Origin of the sequence: Pseudomonas sp. CFBP 13719, assembly GCF_014842095.1 — a bacterium.
GTDB lineage: Bacteria > Pseudomonadota > Gammaproteobacteria > Pseudomonadales > Pseudomonadaceae > Aquipseudomonas.
The window spans coordinates 956931-974046 of the sequence record NZ_JACYVB010000001.1 but is presented as its reverse complement, the minus strand read 5'-3'; the positions used below and the strand labels follow the sequence as shown (position 1 = coordinate 974046).

20 protein-coding genes are annotated in these 17116 nt (G+C 63.2%); 19 read left to right on the top strand and 1 reads right to left on the bottom strand.

Annotated features, from left to right (window positions below):
* Positions 1-27: 27 nt before the first annotated feature.
* From IFT57_RS04590 to argE, 4 genes are all read left to right on the top strand, one after another.
* Positions 28-1323 (top strand): flavin-containing monooxygenase, encoded by a 1296-nt coding sequence (locus IFT57_RS04590; protein ID WP_192150707.1) that lies wholly within the window; start codon positions 28-30, stop codon positions 1321-1323.
* Positions 1324-1385: 62 nt separating this feature from the next.
* On the top strand, positions 1386-1796 hold the full coding sequence (locus IFT57_RS04585; protein ID WP_122713495.1) for a RidA family protein: 411 nt from the start codon (positions 1386-1388) through the stop codon (positions 1794-1796).
* A gap of 13 nt (positions 1797-1809) precedes the next feature.
* The gene (locus IFT57_RS04580) at positions 1810-2487 is read left to right on the top strand and encodes a DUF1028 domain-containing protein (protein ID WP_192150705.1); all 678 of its coding nucleotides are present in this window, start codon (positions 1810-1812) and stop codon (positions 2485-2487) included.
* A complete protein-coding gene (gene argE, locus IFT57_RS04575) occupies positions 2484-3638 on the top strand; it encodes an acetylornithine deacetylase (protein WP_192150703.1) in 1155 nt (384 codons plus the stop codon). The genes IFT57_RS04580 and argE overlap by 4 nt, the downstream gene beginning before the upstream one ends.
* Before the next feature lie 82 nt (positions 3639-3720).
* Here the strand turns inward: argE and suhB are convergent, their stop codons facing one another.
* On the bottom strand, positions 3721-4536 hold the full coding sequence (gene suhB / locus IFT57_RS04570; protein WP_122479557.1) for a type III secretion system regulator SuhB: 816 nt from the start codon (positions 4534-4536) through the stop codon (positions 3721-3723).
* Between the two features lie 133 nt (positions 4537-4669).
* Between suhB and trmJ the strand changes: the two genes are divergently transcribed.
* From trmJ to ispG, 15 genes are all read left to right on the top strand, one after another.
* A complete protein-coding gene (trmJ, locus tag IFT57_RS04565) occupies positions 4670-5422 on the top strand; it encodes a tRNA (cytosine(32)/uridine(32)-2'-O)-methyltransferase TrmJ (protein ID WP_192150700.1) in 753 nt (250 codons plus the stop codon).
* Complete coding sequence (cysE, locus tag IFT57_RS04560; RefSeq protein ID WP_192150698.1) at positions 5423-6202, top strand: serine O-acetyltransferase; 780 nt, start codon at positions 5423-5425, stop codon at positions 6200-6202. It abuts the gene before it with no gap.
* Positions 6203-6947: 745 nt separating this feature from the next.
* The gene (gene iscR, locus IFT57_RS04555; RefSeq protein WP_122479554.1) at positions 6948-7445 is read left to right on the top strand and encodes a Fe-S cluster assembly transcriptional regulator IscR; all 498 of its coding nucleotides are present in this window, start codon (positions 6948-6950) and stop codon (positions 7443-7445) included.
* Positions 7446-7479: 34 nt separating this feature from the next.
* Positions 7480-8694, top strand: coding sequence for an IscS subfamily cysteine desulfurase (locus tag IFT57_RS04550; RefSeq protein WP_192150696.1), 1215 nt, complete (start codon positions 7480-7482; stop codon positions 8692-8694).
* A gap of 53 nt (positions 8695-8747) precedes the next feature.
* On the top strand, positions 8748-9134 hold the full coding sequence (gene iscU / locus IFT57_RS04545) for a Fe-S cluster assembly scaffold IscU (protein ID WP_043186545.1): 387 nt from the start codon (positions 8748-8750) through the stop codon (positions 9132-9134).
* A 90-nt stretch (positions 9135-9224) separates the two neighbouring features.
* Positions 9225-9548 carry an iron-sulfur cluster assembly protein IscA gene (gene iscA / locus IFT57_RS04540; protein WP_122479552.1) on the top strand — a complete coding sequence of 108 codons (324 nt, stop codon included), beginning with the start codon at positions 9225-9227 and terminating at the stop codon, positions 9546-9548.
* 8 nt (positions 9549-9556) lie between these two features.
* A complete protein-coding gene (gene hscB / locus IFT57_RS04535; protein WP_122796030.1) occupies positions 9557-10078 on the top strand; it encodes a co-chaperone HscB in 522 nt (173 codons plus the stop codon).
* Between the two features lie 46 nt (positions 10079-10124).
* A complete protein-coding gene (hscA, locus tag IFT57_RS04530) occupies positions 10125-11987 on the top strand; it encodes a Fe-S protein assembly chaperone HscA (RefSeq protein WP_192150695.1) in 1863 nt (620 codons plus the stop codon).
* A 3-nt stretch (positions 11988-11990) separates the two neighbouring features.
* Positions 11991-12332: an ISC system 2Fe-2S type ferredoxin gene (gene fdx / locus IFT57_RS04525; protein ID WP_122479549.1), complete on the top strand. Its 342-nt coding sequence runs from the start codon at positions 11991-11993 to the stop codon at positions 12330-12332.
* Between the two features lie 13 nt (positions 12333-12345).
* On the top strand, positions 12346-12546 hold the full coding sequence (iscX, locus tag IFT57_RS04520) for a Fe-S cluster assembly protein IscX (RefSeq protein ID WP_122796028.1): 201 nt from the start codon (positions 12346-12348) through the stop codon (positions 12544-12546).
* Positions 12547-12634: 88 nt separating this feature from the next.
* Positions 12635-13060 (top strand): nucleoside-diphosphate kinase, encoded by a 426-nt coding sequence (gene ndk / locus IFT57_RS04515; RefSeq protein ID WP_192150693.1) that lies wholly within the window; start codon positions 12635-12637, stop codon positions 13058-13060.
* Positions 13061-13088: 28 nt separating this feature from the next.
* Positions 13089-14237: a 23S rRNA (adenine(2503)-C(2))-methyltransferase RlmN gene (gene rlmN / locus IFT57_RS04510; protein WP_122479547.1), complete on the top strand. Its 1149-nt coding sequence runs from the start codon at positions 13089-13091 to the stop codon at positions 14235-14237.
* Positions 14238-14251: 14 nt separating this feature from the next.
* Positions 14252-15007, top strand: a complete 756-nt coding sequence (pilW, locus tag IFT57_RS04505) for a type IV pilus biogenesis/stability protein PilW (protein WP_043186565.1) — start codon at positions 14252-14254, stop codon at positions 15005-15007.
* Positions 15004-15990 carry a RodZ domain-containing protein gene (locus IFT57_RS04500; protein ID WP_192150691.1) on the top strand — a complete coding sequence of 329 codons (987 nt, stop codon included), beginning with the start codon at positions 15004-15006 and terminating at the stop codon, positions 15988-15990. The genes pilW and IFT57_RS04500 overlap by 4 nt, the downstream gene beginning before the upstream one ends.
* 1 nt (position 15991) lies before the next feature.
* Positions 15992-17101 (top strand): flavodoxin-dependent (E)-4-hydroxy-3-methylbut-2-enyl-diphosphate synthase, encoded by a 1110-nt coding sequence (gene ispG / locus IFT57_RS04495; protein WP_122713484.1) that lies wholly within the window; start codon positions 15992-15994, stop codon positions 17099-17101.
* The last annotated feature ends 15 nt before the right edge of the window (positions 17102-17116 follow it).

The following is a 17116-nucleotide window of genomic DNA, read 5'->3' as shown; positions in this document are numbered from 1 at the left end:
CTCGACGGCCTGCCGAAGGATGCCAAGATGAACCAACAGATCACCGAAATAGACACCCTGGTAGTGGGTGCTGGCCAGGCCGGGGTGGCCATGAGCGAGCACCTGAGCCGTCTGGGCATCCCTCACCTGGTACTGGAGCGGGCTCGCATCGCCGAAGCCTGGCGCTCGGGCCGCTGGGACTCATTGGTGGCCAACGGCCCGGCCTGGCACGATCGGTTCCCCGGCCTGGAGTTCGACATGGACCCGGACGGCTTCGCCGGCAAGGAGCAGGTCGCCGATTATTTCGAAGCCTATGCGCGCACATTCGACGCGCCGATCAAGACCGGTGTGGAGGTCAAGCGAGTGACGCGCAACGTCGGTCGCGCCGGGTTCACCGTGGAAACCAGCACAGGTACCTATTCGGTCAAGCATCTGGTGTCGGCCACCGGGCCGTTCCAGAAACCGGTCATCCCAGCCATCGCGCCCACTGATTCAACCCTCCACCAGATCCATTCGGCACACTATTTCAACCCTGAGCAATTGCCCGCAGGCGCGGTGCTGGTGGTCGGTGCGGGGTCCTCCGGGGTGCAGATCGCCGAGGAACTGCTGCGCGCAGGGCGCAAGGTCTACCTGTCGGTTGGCCCGCACGATCGGCCACCGCGTGCTTATCGCGGACGGGATTTCTGCTGGTGGCTGGGTGTGCTCGGGCTGTGGGACAGCGAGACCGTGCAGGCGGGCCGCGAGCACGTCACCATTGCCGTCAGTGGCGCGCGTGGCGGGCATACCGTGGACTTTCGTCGGTTGGCGCAAGCCGGGATGGTGCTGGTCGGCCTGACCGAGCGTTTTGCCGATGGCACCGTCACCTTTGCCCAAGACCTGAATGAAAACCTCGACCGGGGTGACGAGAACTATCTGGCCCTGCTCGATGCGGCCGATGCCTATGCCGAGCGCAATGGCCTGGACTTGCCCCTGGAGCCGACTGCCCGCGAGCGCATAGCCGACGCGGCCTGCATCGCCCAGCCGCTGCAGGCGCTGGATCTGGCCAAGGCGGGCGTGTCCACGATCATCTGGGCCACCGGTTACTCGCAAGACTACAGCTGGCTGCAGGTGGACGCCTTCCACGCCAACGGCAAGCCGCGTCACCAGCGTGGTGTGAGCAGCGAGCAGGGCATCTATTTCGTCGGCCTGCCTTGGCTGTCACGGCGCGGTTCTGCCTTCATCTGGGGGGTATGGCACGACGCCCGGCATGTCGCCGACCAGATCGCCACCCAACGCAAATACCGCGCCTACGACGAGTCCAGGTCGGCCGCCGAGATGCCTACCCCAGTGCGCGCCAACGCTTGATCGAGGCTGTTGATCACTACTGTGTGGCGTCCGCTCGACGCACACGCCAAGGAGTTTTGTTCATGGTTACCCATACCCGTATTCGGATGTTCAACACCAAGGATACCTACCCCAATCAGAGCCTGGACAATGACCTGTGCCAAGCTGTGCGGGCCGGCAATACCGTCTATGTGCGTGGCCAGGTGGGCACCGATTTCGACGGCAACCTGGTGGGGCTCGGTGACCCGGCCGCGCAGGCCGAGCAGGCCATGAAAAACGTCAAGCAGTTGTTGGAAGAGGCGGGCAGCGACCTGTCGCACATCGTCAAGACCACCACCTACATCATTGACCCGCGCTATCGCGAGCCGGTCTATCACGTCGTAGGCCGCTGGCTCAAAGGCGTCTTCCCGATTTCCACGGGGCTGGTAGTCTCTGCCCTGGGCCAGCCGCAATGGTTGATGGAAATCGACGTGATCGCCGTTATCCCGGAATGAGGAGTGTTCTGCCATGACCTTTTCCATCGCAGCGCGTTGCGCCGAAACCGGCCAGTTGGGCATCGCCATCAGTTCTTCGAGCATCGCGGTGGGCGCCCGCTGCCCTTGGCTGCTGGCCGGTGTGGGGGCGGTGTCGTCGCAGAACATCACCCTGCCGGCGCTTGGCCCGCAGACGCTTGTGCTGCTCGAACGGCAGGTGACGCCCGCCGAGGCGTTGCAGCAGGTGCTGGGCCGCGACGGTTTCGGTGAGTACCGGCAGATCATCGCCATCGATGCGCAGGGGCGGAGCGCCCATGTCAGTGGTAGCCAGACCTTGGGCATTCACCATGCGCGCAGCGGTGAGCAATGCGTAGCGGCAGGCAACATGCTGGCCGCCACCACGGTGGTCGACGCTGTGGTCGAGGCGTTCGAAAAAGCCTCCGGGCACCTGGCCGAGCGCCTGCTGCAAGCCATGCTGGCCGGTCTGGCCGCCGGTGGCGAAGCCGGGCCGGTGCACTCTGCGGCGCTGAAAGTAGTGGGTGAACTGCCCTGGCCCATCGTCGACCTGCGTGTGGACTGGGCCAAGCACGATCCTTTGGGCGAGTTGCAGCAGCTGTGGCAGGCCTATCGACCGCAGATGCAGGACTATCTCGACCGCGCTCTGAATCCGGCGGTGGCGCCGGGTTACGGCGTGCCGGGAGACGCACGATGAGCGCCAGCCGTGATCTGCTGGCGCAGTTGGTGGCCTTCGACACTACCAGCCGCGAGTCGAACCTGGCGCTGATCGAATTCGTTCAGGGCTACCTGGCAGAGTACGGCGTGAGCAGCGAGCTGATCTACAACGAGGCTCGCAACAAAGCCAATCTGTTCGCCAGTATCGGTCCCGAGGATGTGCCGGGCATCGTCCTGTCAGGCCATACCGATGTGGTGCCGGTAGACGGCCAGGCTTGGACCCATCCGCCGTTTCAGTTGAGCGAAGCGGGCGGCCGGTTGTACGGCCGCGGCACCGCCGACATGAAAGGCTACATCGCCTGCGTGCTGGCGCAGGTACCGGCATGGGTCGAGGCACCACTGCGCAGGCCGCTGCACATCGCGCTGTCCTACGATGAGGAAGTCGGCTGCCTGGGCGTGCGCTCGCTGCTCGAAGCGTTGCGTCATCGGCCAGTGCAGCCAATGTTGTGCGTGATCGGCGAACCGACCGAACTGGCGCCCGTGCTCGGCCACAAGGGCAAGCTGGCGATGCGCTGCGAGGTGGAGGGGCTGGCTTGTCACTCGGCCCATGCGCCCAGCGGGGTCAATGCCATCGAGTACGCCGCGCGGCTGATTGCCGAACTGGGCCGGCTGGGCGATGCGCTGCAAACCCCGGATGCACGCAACGAGCGCTTCGATCCGCCGTTTTCCACGGTGCAGGTGGGGGTGATCGCGGGCGGTACGGCGCTCAACATCGTGCCCCAGCATTGTCGCTTCGATTTCGAGGTGCGCTCGCTGCCCGCCGAGGATCCGCGACAGTTGACCCAGGCCCTGCAACGTTACGCCGAGCACACGCTGCTGCCGGCCATGCGTGCGGTCGGTGGCCAGAGCGCCATTCGCTTCAGCGAGTTGTCCAGCTATCCGGGCCTGGACGTGAGCCATGCCAGCGAGGCCGCTGGCTGGATCGCACGGTTCAGCGGTTCGCGGGCGTTCTCCACAGTGGCGTTCGGCACCGAAGGCGGGCTGTTCGATCAGGCAGGTATCGCCACTGTGGTGTGCGGGCCGGGCAGCATGGCGCAGGGGCACAAGCCCGATGAGTTCGTCAGCGTCGCGCAGTTGGCCGGATGCGACGAGATGTTGGGTCGAATACTGGCCTTTGCCTGCGAAGAATAGCCCCTGTCGGCGTGAATCTCGGGCATGAAAAAAGCACCCATTAGGGTGCTTTTTTTGGTCGCGGCTCTTGTCCCGTCAGGACTCAGCGCTTGAGCGAAGCCGGCAGGTGCGGCTGGATGGCAGTCAGCACCGCCTTGAAGCACTTGGTGTTGCCGGCAACGATGTGGCCGTTTTCCAGGAAGTTGTGACCGCCGGTGAAATCGCTCACCAGACCGCCTGCTTCCTGAATCAGCAGCACGCCCGCAGCCATGTCCCATTCCGACAGGCCCGACTCCCAGAATGCGTCGAAGCGGCCCGCGGCGACGTAGGCCAGATCCAGGCTGGCGGAGCCGGCGCGGCGGATGCCGGCAGTCTGGCCCACCAGGCTGCGGAACATGCCCAGGTAGTTGTCGAGGTTGTCCATCTGGTTGTCGCGGAACGGAAAGCCGGTGCCTAGCAGGGCGCCGTCCAAACTGGTGCGACCGCTGACGCGCAGGCGGCGGCCGTTGAGCTGCGCACCGCGGCCACGGCTGGCGGTGAATTCTTCCTGGCGCACCGGGTCCAGAACCACCGCGTGCTCCAGGCGACCGCGGTATTTGCAGGCGATGCTGACGGCGAAATGCGGGACGCCGCGCAGGAAGTTGGTGGTGCCGTCCAGTGGGTCGATGATCCACAGGTAGTCTTCGCCTTCGCCGCTGCCAGCGTGGAAGCCGGTTTCTTCGCCACGGATACCGTGGGTCGGATAGGCCTTGCGCAGGGCGTCGATGATTTTCTGTTCGGCGGCGCGATCGACTTCGGACACGTAGTCCTTGGCATCTTTCTCGTCGACCTTGATGGTATCCAGGCGCTCGATGGAGCGGAAGATCAATTCACTGGCGCTGCGGGCGGCGCGCAGCGCGATATTCAGCATGGGCTGCATGGACGTTTCACCTAGGTCGTTAAAGAAAGCCGCGCATTCTAGCAGAAAAGTCGTGGACAAGAAGAGGGACATAGCCTTAGTTATAGGCCTTCTGTAATATTTGCCGCCCTTTCCCCGACACAGAGCCCTAGCCGTGCTGGATAACATCCGAGTCGTCCTGGTCAATACCAGCCATCCCGGCAACATCGGTGGAGCGGCGCGCGCCATGAAGAACATGGGCTTGTCGCGGCTGGTACTGGTCGAACCCCGCGATTTCCCCTCGCCCGAAGCCGAGGCGCGCGCTTCGGGTGCCAGTGACGTGCTGGAAAACGCCCAAGTGGTCGCCACCCTGGAAGAGGCGCTGGTGGGCTGCACCGTGGTGCTCGGCACCAGTGCCCGCGACCGCAGCCTGCCCTGGCCTTTGGTGGATCCCCGCGAGTGCGGCGAGAAAGTCATCGACGAAGCGGGGCAGGGCAAGCAGATCGCGCTGGTGTTCGGCCGCGAGCATGCCGGCCTGACCAACGACGAGCTGCAGCGCTGTCATTTCCATGTGCATATCCCGTCCAACCCCGATTTCAGCTCGCTGAACCTGGCGGCGGCGGTGCAGGTGCTCGGCTATGAAGTGCGTATGGCATGGCTGGCGGGAACGCGTCCGTCTGCTGCCATGGAGAAGGCCGAAGAGCTGGCGACCAGCGACGAGATGGAGCGCTTCTATGGCCATCTGCAGGACACGCTGGTCGACATCGCCTTTCTCGACCCGGAAAAACCGCGGCATTTGATGGCGCGCCTGCGCCGGCTGTTTGGCCGCAGCGCCGTGAACAAGTCGGAAATGAGTATTTTGCGCGGCATTCTCACCGAGACCCAGAAGGTCGCTCGGGGCGAGCCGCATAAGCGCAAGGATCAGTAAATGTTCGAACGTCTGCGGGAAGATATCCAAAGTGTTTTTCATCGCGATCCGGCTGCGCGCAATGCGTTCGAGGTATTGACCTGCTACCCCGGCATGCACGCCATTTGGCTGCATCGGGCGGCCCATGCCTTGTGGAAGCGGGATCTGAAATGGCTGGCGCGGGTGGTGTCGAATTTCGGTCGCTGGATGACCGGGGTCGAAATTCATCCCGGCGCCACGGTGGGCCGGCGCTTTTTCATCGACCACGGCATGGGCATCGTGATCGGCGAGACGGCCGAGATCGGCGATGATGTGACGATCTATCAGGGCGTGACCCTGGGCGGCACCAGCTGGAACAAGGGCAAGCGCCATCCGACCCTGGCCGATGGCGTGGTGGTGGGGGCGGGCGCCAAGGTGCTTGGGCCGTTCACGGTCGGCGCCGGGGCCAAGGTCGGCTCCAACGCAGTGGTGACCAAGGAAGTGCCGCCCGGCGCGACCGTCGTGGGGATCCCGGGCAAGATCATCGTCAAGAGCGATGACCAACTCGATGCGCGGCGCAAGGCCATGGCCGAAAAGATCGGCTTCGATGCCTACGGTGTCGGTGGCGAAGACATGCCTGACCCGGTGGCGCGTGCCATCGGCCAGTTGCTCGATCACCTGCATGCGGTGGATGGGCGCCTCGAGGGTATGTGCGGCGCGCTCAACCAGTTGGGCAGCGACTATCGCGCCAAGGACCTGCCGCCCCTGCGTGACGAGGATTTCGAATGCGTGCAGGGCGCGGAGCGCAAGACCAACCCCTGATCCGACGGATCCACCGCGGTGCCCGTTTCGCGGCCGATGACCGCTCCTACGCGCGCCCCGACCCCCTCTGTAGGAGCGGTCCGTGGCCGCGAAAGGCGCACCTCGGTCTATCAGATCCACCGCGGCGCCGGTTTCGCGGCCGATGACCGCTCCTACGCGTGCCCCGCCCCCCTCTGTAGGAGCGGTCCGTGGCCGCGAAAGGCGCACCTCGTTCTATCGGATCCACCGCGGTGCCCGTTTCGCAGCCGATGACCGCTCCTACGCGCGCCCCGACCCCCCTCTGTAGGAGCGGTCCGTGGCCGCGAAGGGCGCACCTCGTTCTATCAGATCCACCGCGGTGCCCGTTTCGCAGCCGATGACCGCTCCTACGCGCGCCCCGACCCCCCTCTGTAGGAGCGGTCCGTGGCCGCGAAGGGCGCACCTCGTTCTATCGGATCCACCGCGGTGCCCGTTTCGCAGCCGATGACCGCTCCTACGCGCGCCCCGACCCCCCTCTGTAGGAGCGGTCCGTGGCCGCGAAGGGCGCACCTCGTTCTATCAGATCCACCGCGGTGCCCGTTTCGCAGCCGATGACCGCTCCCGCGGGGCATGGCGCGCAGCGGGTGCTCCCTCCCGCATCATTAGTCTGCTATCATTGCGCCGCCGTTTTGCACTCAAGTCCTAGTAATTCAGTAGGACTTATAGTTGACAAATTTACTCGGAAATAGGATGATCGAACCTATTCCGAGAACCCGTGGTACTAGCCATGCGACTGACAACTAAAGGCCGATACGCCGTCACTGCCATGCTCGACCTGGCATTGCACGCGCAGCGTGGGCCGGTCTCATTGGCCGACATCTCCGAGCGCCAGGGCATTTCCCTGTCCTACCTGGAGCAACTGTTCGCCAAGCTGCGCCGGGGCAACCTGGTGTCCAGCGTGCGCGGCCCGGGCGGTGGTTACCAGCTTTCCCGCGAAATGGAAGGCATCCAGGTTGCACAGGTCATCGACGCGGTCAACGAATCGGTCGACGCTACCAAATGCCAGGGCCTGGGTGATTGCCACGCCGGAGACACCTGCCTGACCCATCACCTGTGGTGCGACCTCAGCCAGCAGATCCATGAATTTTTGAGCGGCATCAGTCTGTCCGACCTTGTCACTCGCCGTGAAGTGCAAGAAGTCGCCCAGCGCCAGGACCTGCGTCGTTGCAACAGCAACGGCCGCACGCAACGCCTGGACAAGATCGAAACGTCTGCCGTCGAATGAGAAAGCCAGGTTAGCCGCCTGATAGGAGATACCAATGAAGTTGCCGATTTACCTCGATTACTCCGCGACCACGCCAGTGGACCCACGCGTTGCACAGAAGATGATCGAATGCCTGCAGATGGACGGGAACTTCGGTAACCCGGCTTCCCGTTCGCACGTATTCGGCTGGAAGGCCGAAGAGGCCGTTGAAAACGCCCGTCGCCAAGTGGCCGACCTGGTCTGTGCCGACCCACGCGAAATCGTCTGGACCAGCGGTGCCACCGAGTCCGACAACCTCGCGATCAAAGGTGTGGCGCACTTCTACCAGACCAAGGGCAAGCACATCATCACCACCAAGATCGAGCACAAGGCGGTGTTGGACACCACCCGCCAGCTCGAGCGTGAAGGCTTTGACGTTACCTACCTCGAACCCGGCACCGATGGCCTGGTCACCCCGGCCATGATCGAAGCGGTGATGCGCGACGACACCATCCTGGTTTCGGTCATCCACGTGAACAACGAAATCGGCGTGATCAACGACATCGCGGCCATCGGCGAACTGACCCGTTCGCGCGGCGTGCTGTTCCATGTCGACGCTGCGCAGTCCACTGGTAAGGTCGAGATCGACCTGGCCGCGCTCAAGGTCGACCTGATGTCGTTCTCGGCGCACAAGACCTACGGCCCCAAGGGTATCGGCGCGCTGTACGTCAGCCGCAAGCCGCGTGTTCGTCTGGAAGCTGCCATGCACGGCGGTGGTCACGAGCGCGGCATGCGTTCGGGCACCCTGGCCACGCACCAGATCGTCGGCATGGGCGAAGCCTTCCGTATCGCCAAGGAAACCATGGCGGACGAGAACGCACGCATCAAGGCCCTCAGCGACCGCTTCTATCAGCAGGTCGAAAACCTGGAAGAGCTGTACGTCAACGGCAGCCTGACCGCCCGCGTACCGCACAACCTGAACCTGTCCTTCAACTATGTCGAAGGCGAGTCGCTGATCATGGCCCTCAAGGACCTGGCTGTGTCTTCCGGTTCCGCCTGCACCTCGGCCTCGCTCGAGCCCTCGTATGTACTGCGCGCCCTGGGCCGCAACGACGAGCTGGCACACAGCTCCATTCGTTTCACCTTCGGTCGCTTCACCACCGAGGAAGAAGTCGATTACGCTGCGCAGAAAGTCTGCGAGGCCGTCACCAAGCTGCGCGCGTTGTCGCCGCTGTGGGACATGTACAAAGACGGTGTCGATATCTCGAAGATCGAGTGGGCGGCGCACTAAGTAGCTGCCGACAAGAGCGGCTTACCTGATGAGTTTCAGTAAGGATCAATATCATGGCTTACAGTGAAAAGGTCATCGACCACTACGAAAACCCACGTAACGTGGGCAAGATGGACGCCGAAGATGCCGACGTTGGCACTGGCATGGTCGGCGCTCCGGCGTGCGGCGATGTGATGCGTCTGCAAATCCGCGTCAATGAGCAGGGCATCATCGAAGATGCCAAGTTCAAGACCTACGGTTGCGGTTCGGCCATTGCTTCCAGCTCCCTCGCCACCGAGTGGATGAAGGGCAAGACCCTGGACGAAGCCGAAACCATCAAGAACACCCAGCTGGCCGAAGAACTGGCATTGCCGCCGGTGAAGATTCACTGCTCGGTGCTCGCCGAGGACGCCATCAAGGCGGCCGTACGCGACTACAAGCAGAAGAAAGGTCTGCTCTGAGTCAGAGCGAAGCTGGACACAGTCGCAGGTTCGATACAGCGCGGTGCGGGTGACCGCTCGCGCGCAACCGTTTGCAGGTAAGGAGTCACGATGGCCATCAGCATGACAGAAGCCGCCGCCAACCACGTTCGCCGCTCCCTGGCAGGGCGTGGCAAGGGTGACGGCATTCGTTTGGGCGTACGCACCACCGGTTGCTCGGGGTTGGCCTACGTGCTGGAGTTCGTCGATGAAGCCGGCAGCGAAGACAAGGTCTTCGAGAACCATGGCGTCAAGGTGATCATCGATCCCAAGAGCCTGGTCTACCTGGACGGTACCGAGCTCGATTTCGTCAAGGAAGGGTTGAACGAAGGCTTCAAGTTCAACAACCCCAACGTACGCGGCGAATGTGGCTGCGGCGAAAGCTTCAATATCTGAGGCTGACCGTGGGTACTCCTTGTCATTTCGCCCTGTTCGACCTCAAGCCCGGCTTTCGTCTGGACCTCGACCAACTGGCTACCCGCTATCGCGAGTTGGCCCGTGAAGTCCATCCCGATCGCTTCGCCGACGCGTCCGAGCGCGAACAACGCCAGGCGCTTGAAAAGTCGGCAGGTTTGAACGATGCCTACCAGACGCTGAAGGCTGCGCCCAAGCGTGCGCGTTACTTGTTGTCCATCGGTGGGCGAGAAGTACCGCAGGAAGTCACGGTCCACGACCCGGACTTTCTTCTGCAGCAGATGCAGTGGCGCGAAGAGCTCGAAGACCTGCAGGACAGTGCCGACTTGCCCGGTGTGGCTGCCTTCAAGCGTCGGGTCAAGGCCGCGCAGGCTGAACTCGAAGACAGCTTCGCTGCCTGTTGGGATGACGCGGCGCAACGCGAACAGGCCGAACGCCTGATGCGGCGCATGCAGTTTCTCGACAAGCTTTCCTATGAAGTGCGCCAGCTCGAAGAGCGCCTCGACGATTAACCCAGTGTCGCTACGGCCGCACGCCTGAATTCCTGACCTGATAAGCATGGCCCTACTGCAGATCGCCGAACCTGGCCAGAGTCCTCAACCACACCAGCGTCGTCTGGCCGTGGGGATCGACCTGGGCACTACCAATTCGCTGGTCGCTGCGCTGCGCAGCGGTCTATCCGAACCCCTGGCGGACGCAGACGGGCAGGTCATCCTGCCGTCTGCCGTTCGCTACCACGCCGATCGTGTCGAGGTCGGTGCGGCTGCCAAGGCCGCCGCCGCCAGTGACCCCTTCAATACCGTGCTCTCGGTCAAGCGCCTGATGGGCCGTGGCCTGGCCGACGTCAAGCAGCTGGGCGAGCAATTGCCCTACCGCTTCGTCGGTGGCGAGTCGCACATGCCGTTCATCGAGACCGTTCAAGGGCCGAAGAGTCCGGTGGAAGTGTCTGCCGATATCCTCAAGGCCCTGCGTCAGCGGGCTGAAGATGTTCTGGGCGGCGACCTGGTCGGGGCGGTGATCACCGTTCCCGCCTATTTCGATGACGCCCAGCGTCAAGCCACCAAGGACGCCGCGCGTCTGGCCGGTCTGAACGTGCTGCGCCTGCTCAACGAGCCGACGGCCGCTGCCGTCGCCTATGGCCTGGATCAGCACGCCGAAGGGCTGGTGGCGATCTACGACCTGGGTGGCGGCACTTTCGATATCTCCATCCTGCGCCTGACCGGCGGGGTTTTCGAAGTGCTGGCCACCGGCGGCGACAGTGCACTGGGTGGCGACGATTTCGATCATGCCATCGCAGGCTGGGTCGTCGAGCAGGCGGGCGTATCCGCCAACCTCGACCCTGGTGCGCAGCGCCAATTGCTGCAGGCGGCCTGCGCTGCCAAGGAAGCCCTGAGTCAGTCGTACAGCACCACCATCGAATACGGCAGCTGGAGCGCGGAGCTCACTCGCGACGCCTTCCAGGCGCTGATCGAACCCATGGTCGCGCGCAGCCTCAAGGCCTGCCGACGTGCGGTGCGTGACGCCAACATCGAAATCGACGAGATTCTCGCCGTGGTCATGGTCGGTGGCTCCACCCGCGTGCCGCGGGTACGTGAAGCGGTGGGCGAGCTGTTCGGGCGCCAGCCGCTGACCGACATCGACCCCGATCAGGTGGTGGCGATAGGTGCTGCCATCCAGGCCGATACCCTGGCCGGCAACAAGCGCGACGGCGGCGAGCTGTTGCTGCTCGACGTCATCCCGTTGTCACTGGGGTTGGAGACCATGGGCGGGCTGATGGAGAAGGTGATTCCGCGCAACACCACCATTCCCGTTGCGCGTGCCCAGGATTTCACCACCTACAAGGACGGCCAGTCGGCCTTGCTCGTGCATGTGCTGCAGGGTGAGCGCGAATTGATCAGCGACTGCCGGTCGCTGGCCCGCTTCGAGCTGCGTGGCATTCCTGCCATGGTGGCCGGTGCGGCGAAGATCCGCGTGACCTTTCAGGTCGATGCCGATGGCCTGCTCAGCGTGTCCGCCCGCGAGTTGGGCTCGGGCGTCGAGGCGAGCATTCAGGTCAAGCCCTCCTATGGCCTGACCGACGGCGAGATCGCCAAAATGCTCACCGATTCCTTCCAGTACGCCGGTGACGACAAGGTCGCTCGCCAGCTGCGCGAGCACCAGGTCGACGGCGAGCGCCTGCTCGAAGCGGTACAGGCCGCGCTGGACGCCGATGGCGAGCGTCTGCTCGACGACGAAGAGCGCATGGTGATCGGCCTGCAGATGGACGAATTGCGCGCGCGGGTCAAAGGCGACGACGGTCCGGCCATCGAACAGCAGACCAAGCTGCTGTCGCAAGTGACCGATGCCTTCGCTGCGCGTCGCATGAACAATGCCGTGAAAGACGCCCTGTCGGGGCGCAACCTGAATGAAATTGAGGAATAACTGATGCCGAAGGTGACTTTTCTGCCCCACGCCGAGCATTGCCCGGACGGTATGGTGGTCGAAGCTGAAACTGGCCGGTCGCTGCTCGACGTCGCCCACGATCATCACATCGAGATCGAGAGTGCCTGTGGCGGCGTGTGCGCCTGCACCACCTGCCATTGTGTGATCCGTGCCGGTTTCGACACGCTGGAAGAAGCCGACGAGCTGGAAGAGGATTTCCTCGATCGCGCCTGGGGCCTGGAGCCGACGTCGCGCCTGAGTTGCCAGGCCAAGGTCGGCACCCAGGACATCACCGTCGAGATTCCCAAGTACTCGCTCAATCACGCTGCCGAAGCGCCGCACTGACCGAGGAATCGTCATGAGCTATGGTTGGAATGATGTACAGCGGATCGCCGAGGAGCTGGAAGAACAGCATCCGGAACTCGATCCGTACTCGGTTGGCTTCACCCGCCTGCAGCAGATGATCAAGGCGCTGCCGGATTTCGACGACGCCTCCGGTCGCGTCGGCGAGAAGGTGCTCGAAGCGGTGCAGACCCTCTGGGCTGCCGAAAAGGACTGATCGATTTGCAGGTTAGGCAATACCCCGGAACCCGCGTATAATTCGCGGGTTTAATTTTTCGCTTCAATCACTGTTTCTGGAGTTTCACATGGCTGTTCAACGTACTTTATCCATCATCAAGCCCGACGCCGTCGCCAAGAACGTCATCGGCGAGATCACCACTCGTTTCGAAAAAGCCGGCCTGCGCGTCGTTGCCTCGAAACTCAAGCAACTGTCCAAGGCCGAAGCCGAAGGCTTCTACGCCGAGCACAGCGCTCGTGGCTTCTTCGGTGAACTGGTTGCCTTCATGACTTCCGGCCCGGTCGTCGTTCAGGTTCTGGAAGGCGAAAACGCCATCGCTCTGAACCGCGAACTGATGGGTGCTACCAACCCTAAAGAAGCTGCTGCCGGTACCATCCGTGCCGACTTCGCCGAATCCATCGACGCCAACGCCGTCCACGGTTCGGACTCCGAAGCCGCTGCTGCCCGCGAAATCGCATACTTCTTCGCTACTACCGAAGTAACCACTCGCTAAGCTACGGCTCACGAGTGAAGGTGAATCCATGACTGATATGACTGGCAAGACGAACCTGTTGGGGCTGACTCAACCGGAAATGGAACAGTTCTTCGACTCGATCGGGGAGAAGCGCTTTCGTGCCGGTCAGGTCATGAAGTGGATTCACCATTTTGGCGTGGACGATTTCGATGCCATGACCAACGTCGGCAAGGCCCTGCGCGAGAAGCTCAAGGCCTGTGCCGAGATCCGCGGCCCCGAAGTGGTCAGCGAGGACATCTCCACCGACGGCACCCGCAAGTGGGTGGTGCGCGTGGCGTCCGGCAGCTGCGTCGAGACCGTCTACATCCCCCAGGGCAAGCGTGGCACCTTGTGTGTTTCGTCCCAGGCGGGCTGTGCCCTGGATTGCAGTTTCTGCTCCACCGGCAAGCAAGGCTTCAACAGCAACCTCACCGCCGCCGAAGTCATCGGCCAGGTGTGGATTGCCAACAAATCCTTCGGCAGCGTCCCGGCGACCGTCGACCGTGCCATCACCAACGTGGTGATGATGGGCATGGGCGAGCCGCTGCTGAACTTCGACAACGTCATCGCGGCCATGCGCCTGATGATGGATGACCTGGGCTATGGCATCTCCAAACGCCGGGTCACCCTGTCGACCTCGGGCGTGGTACCGATGATCGACGTGCTCGCCGATCACATCGACGTCTCCCTGGCCCTGTCGCTGCACGCGCCCAACGACGCGTTGCGCAACCAGTTGGTGCCGATCAACAAGAAGTACCCGCTCAAGATGCTGCTCGAGTCGTGCCAGCGCTACATGTCGCAACTGGGCGAGAAGCGCGTGCTGACCATCGAATACACCCTGCTCAAGGACGTCAACGACCAGCTCGAGCATGCCGTGGAAATGGTCGAGTTGCTCAAGAACGTGCCCTGCAAGGTCAACCTCATCCCGTTCAACCCGTTCCCGCATTCCGGTTACGAGCGCCCGAGCAACAATGCGATCCGTCGTTTCCAGGATCACCTGCATCAGGCGGGCTTCAACGTTACCGTACGCACCACCCGTGGCGAGGACATCGACGCCGCCTGTGGCCAGTTGGTGGGTCAGGTCATGGACCGCACGCGCCGCAGTGAACGCTACATCGCCGTACGCCAATTAGGCGCTGAGGCCGATATGCCGCAAACTGCCGCGAATCGGAACTGAACGAGAGGAACCCCATGACCCTGCGCGCTGCGCTGCTGATCGTATTCGCCTTGCTGACCGGCTGCGTCACCACGGGCAAGGTCAATCCGATGGACACCAGCAAGGGTCGGGACGAGGCGCGTCAGGCGTATGTGCAACTGGGCCTGGGCTACCTGCAGGAAGGCAGTACCGAACGGGCGAAGATTCCCTTGAAGAAGGCCCTGGAGCTGAACAGCTCCGACGCCGACGCCAATGCCGCACTGGCTTTGGTGTTCCAGGCAGAGATGGAACCGGAGCTCGCCGAGCAGCATTTTCGCAAGGCTTTGAACGCTCGCAGCGATGCCCGTATCCTGAACAACTACGGCAGTTTCCTGTACGAGCAGAAACGCTACAAAGAAGCCTATGAGCTGTTCGAGAAGGCCGCCGCCGATACGCTCTATCCAGAGCGTTCGCGGGTCTTCGAGAACCTCGGTATGACCGCCGTGGCCCTTGGGCAGCGCGAGGTGGCACAGCAGAACCTGGAGAAGGCCCTGCGGCTCAACCGTCAGCAGCCCCGTGCGTTGCTGGAAATGGCCGAGATGTCATACCAGGACATGCATTATGTGCCGGCCAAGGAGTATTTCGACCGGTTCACCCAGTTGAGCGAGCACACCGCGCGCAGCCTGCTGCTCGGCACGCGTCTGGCGAAAGTCTACGAAGACAAGAACAAGGCCGCCAGTTATGGCCTGCAACTCAAACGGCTTTATCCCGGTACGCCGGAATATCAGCAATACCTGTCGGAGCAAAGATGAAAGCGGCGCATCCCGAAGTAGCAGCAGGCTCTCGTGTAAACCCCGGCGATACCTTGCGTCAGGCCCGCGAAAGCAAAGAGTGGTCGTTGCCTGAGGTGGCCGCACGGCTCAATCTCACGCCCACCTCGCTGGCCAACCTGGAAGCGGGCGCGTTCGACAAGCTGCCCGGGCATACCTTTTCCCGTGGCTACATCCGCGCCTATGCCAAGCTCTTGGGCCTGGATCAGGCGGTGCTGGTGCAGGCGTTCGACCAGTACACGGGCACCAATGCGCAAGGCAGCAACGTGCATGGCCTGGGTCGCATCGAAGAGCCTTCGCGTCTGGCCCACAACCTGCTGCGCATCGTCAGCCTGATGCTGGTACTGGCGCTGGTCGGTGGCGGCTTCCTCTGGTGGCAGGACAAGACCACCGCACGGGGCACCGATCCGACCAACGTCGCGCTGGAGCACGTCGAAGTCGAAAGCGCCGATGGCACCACCCAGATCCATCCGCTGGACGAGCCTGAAGACCAGGCGGTCGTGGCTGCGCGCGAAGGCGAGCCGACGGCCTTGAGCCTGACCCAGGGCCAGGCCCCGGTCGACCCGGCCACCACCGGTACGCCTGCCGCCACGCCGGCACAGACGCCAGCGGTGCCGCCTCAGGCGCCTGTGGCCGTTGCCGCGCCAAGCCCGAGCACGGCTGCGAACACCAGTGCTGCCGACCCGGCTGCCGTCCCTGCGCCCGTAGAGGCTCCAGTTGCCGGGCAAGGCCAGGTCGGGATCAATTTCGTCGCCGACTGCTGGACTCAGGTCAGTGATGCCACCGGCAAGGTCCTGTACAGCGGTCTCAAGCGTTCCGGCGAGAATCTTCAGGTCGGCGGCAAGCCGCCGTTCGCCATACGCCTGGGCGTGGCCAATGCCGCCCAGGTGACTTACAACGGTCAAGCGGTGGATGTCGCACCCTTTACCAAGGGCAATACTGCTCGCATGAAGCTGGGGCAATAACATGCACGGTGAATCTCCGATCAAGCGCCGCGAATCGCGCAAAATATGGGTTGGCTCGGTGCCGGTAGGGGGCGATGCGCCCATTGCCGTGCAGAGCATGACCAACACCGATACCAATGACGTCGATGCCACCGTTGGGCAGATCCAGCGTCTGGTCGATGCCGGTGCCGACATCGTGCGCGTGTCGGTGCCCGACATGGACGCCGCCGAGGCGTTTGGCCGCATCAAGCAGCGGGTCAGCGTGCCGCTGGTGGCCGATATCCACTTCGACTACAAGATCGCCCTGCGCGTGGCCGAACTGGGCGTGGACTGCCTGCGTATCAACCCCGGCAACATCGGTCGCGAAGACCGCGTGCGCGCCGTGGTCGATGCCGCTCGCGACCGCGGTATCCCGATCCGTATCGGTGTCAACGCAGGCTCGCTGGAAAAGGACCTGCAGAAGAAGTACGGCGAGCCGACGCCCGAAGCGCTGGTCGAGTCGGCGCTGCGTCACGTCGAGCATCTGGTGCGCCTGGATTTCCACGACTTCAAGGTCAGCGTGAAAGCGTCCGACGTGTTCATGGCCGTCGATGCCTATCGCCTGCTGGCCAAGCAGATCATCCAGCCCTTGCACCTGGGCATCACCGAGGCCGGTGGCCTGCGCTCCGGCACGGTCAAGTCGGCGGTCGGCCTGGGCATGCTGCTAGCCGACGGTATCGGCGACACCATCCGCATTTCGCTGGCAGCCGATCCGGTGGAGGAGGTCAAGGTTGGTTACGACATCCTCAAGTCGTTGCGCCTGCGCTCGCGTGGCATCAACTTCATTGCCTGCCCCAGCTGTTCGCGGCAGAACTTCGACGTGGTCAAGACCATGAACGAACTGGAAGGGCGTCTCGAAGATCTGCTGGTGCCGCTGGACGTCGCGGTCATCGGTTGCGTGGTCAACGGACCGGGCGAGGCCAAGGAGGCCCATGTCGGCCTGACTGGCGGTACGCCGAACCTGATCTACATCGACGGCAAGCCGTCACAGAAACTGACCAATGACAATCTGGTGGATGAGCTCGAGCGGCTGATCCGGCAGAAGGCAGCGGAAAAGGTCGAAGCCGACGCGGCATTGATCATTCGCGGCTAACCCGGATTTCTAAGG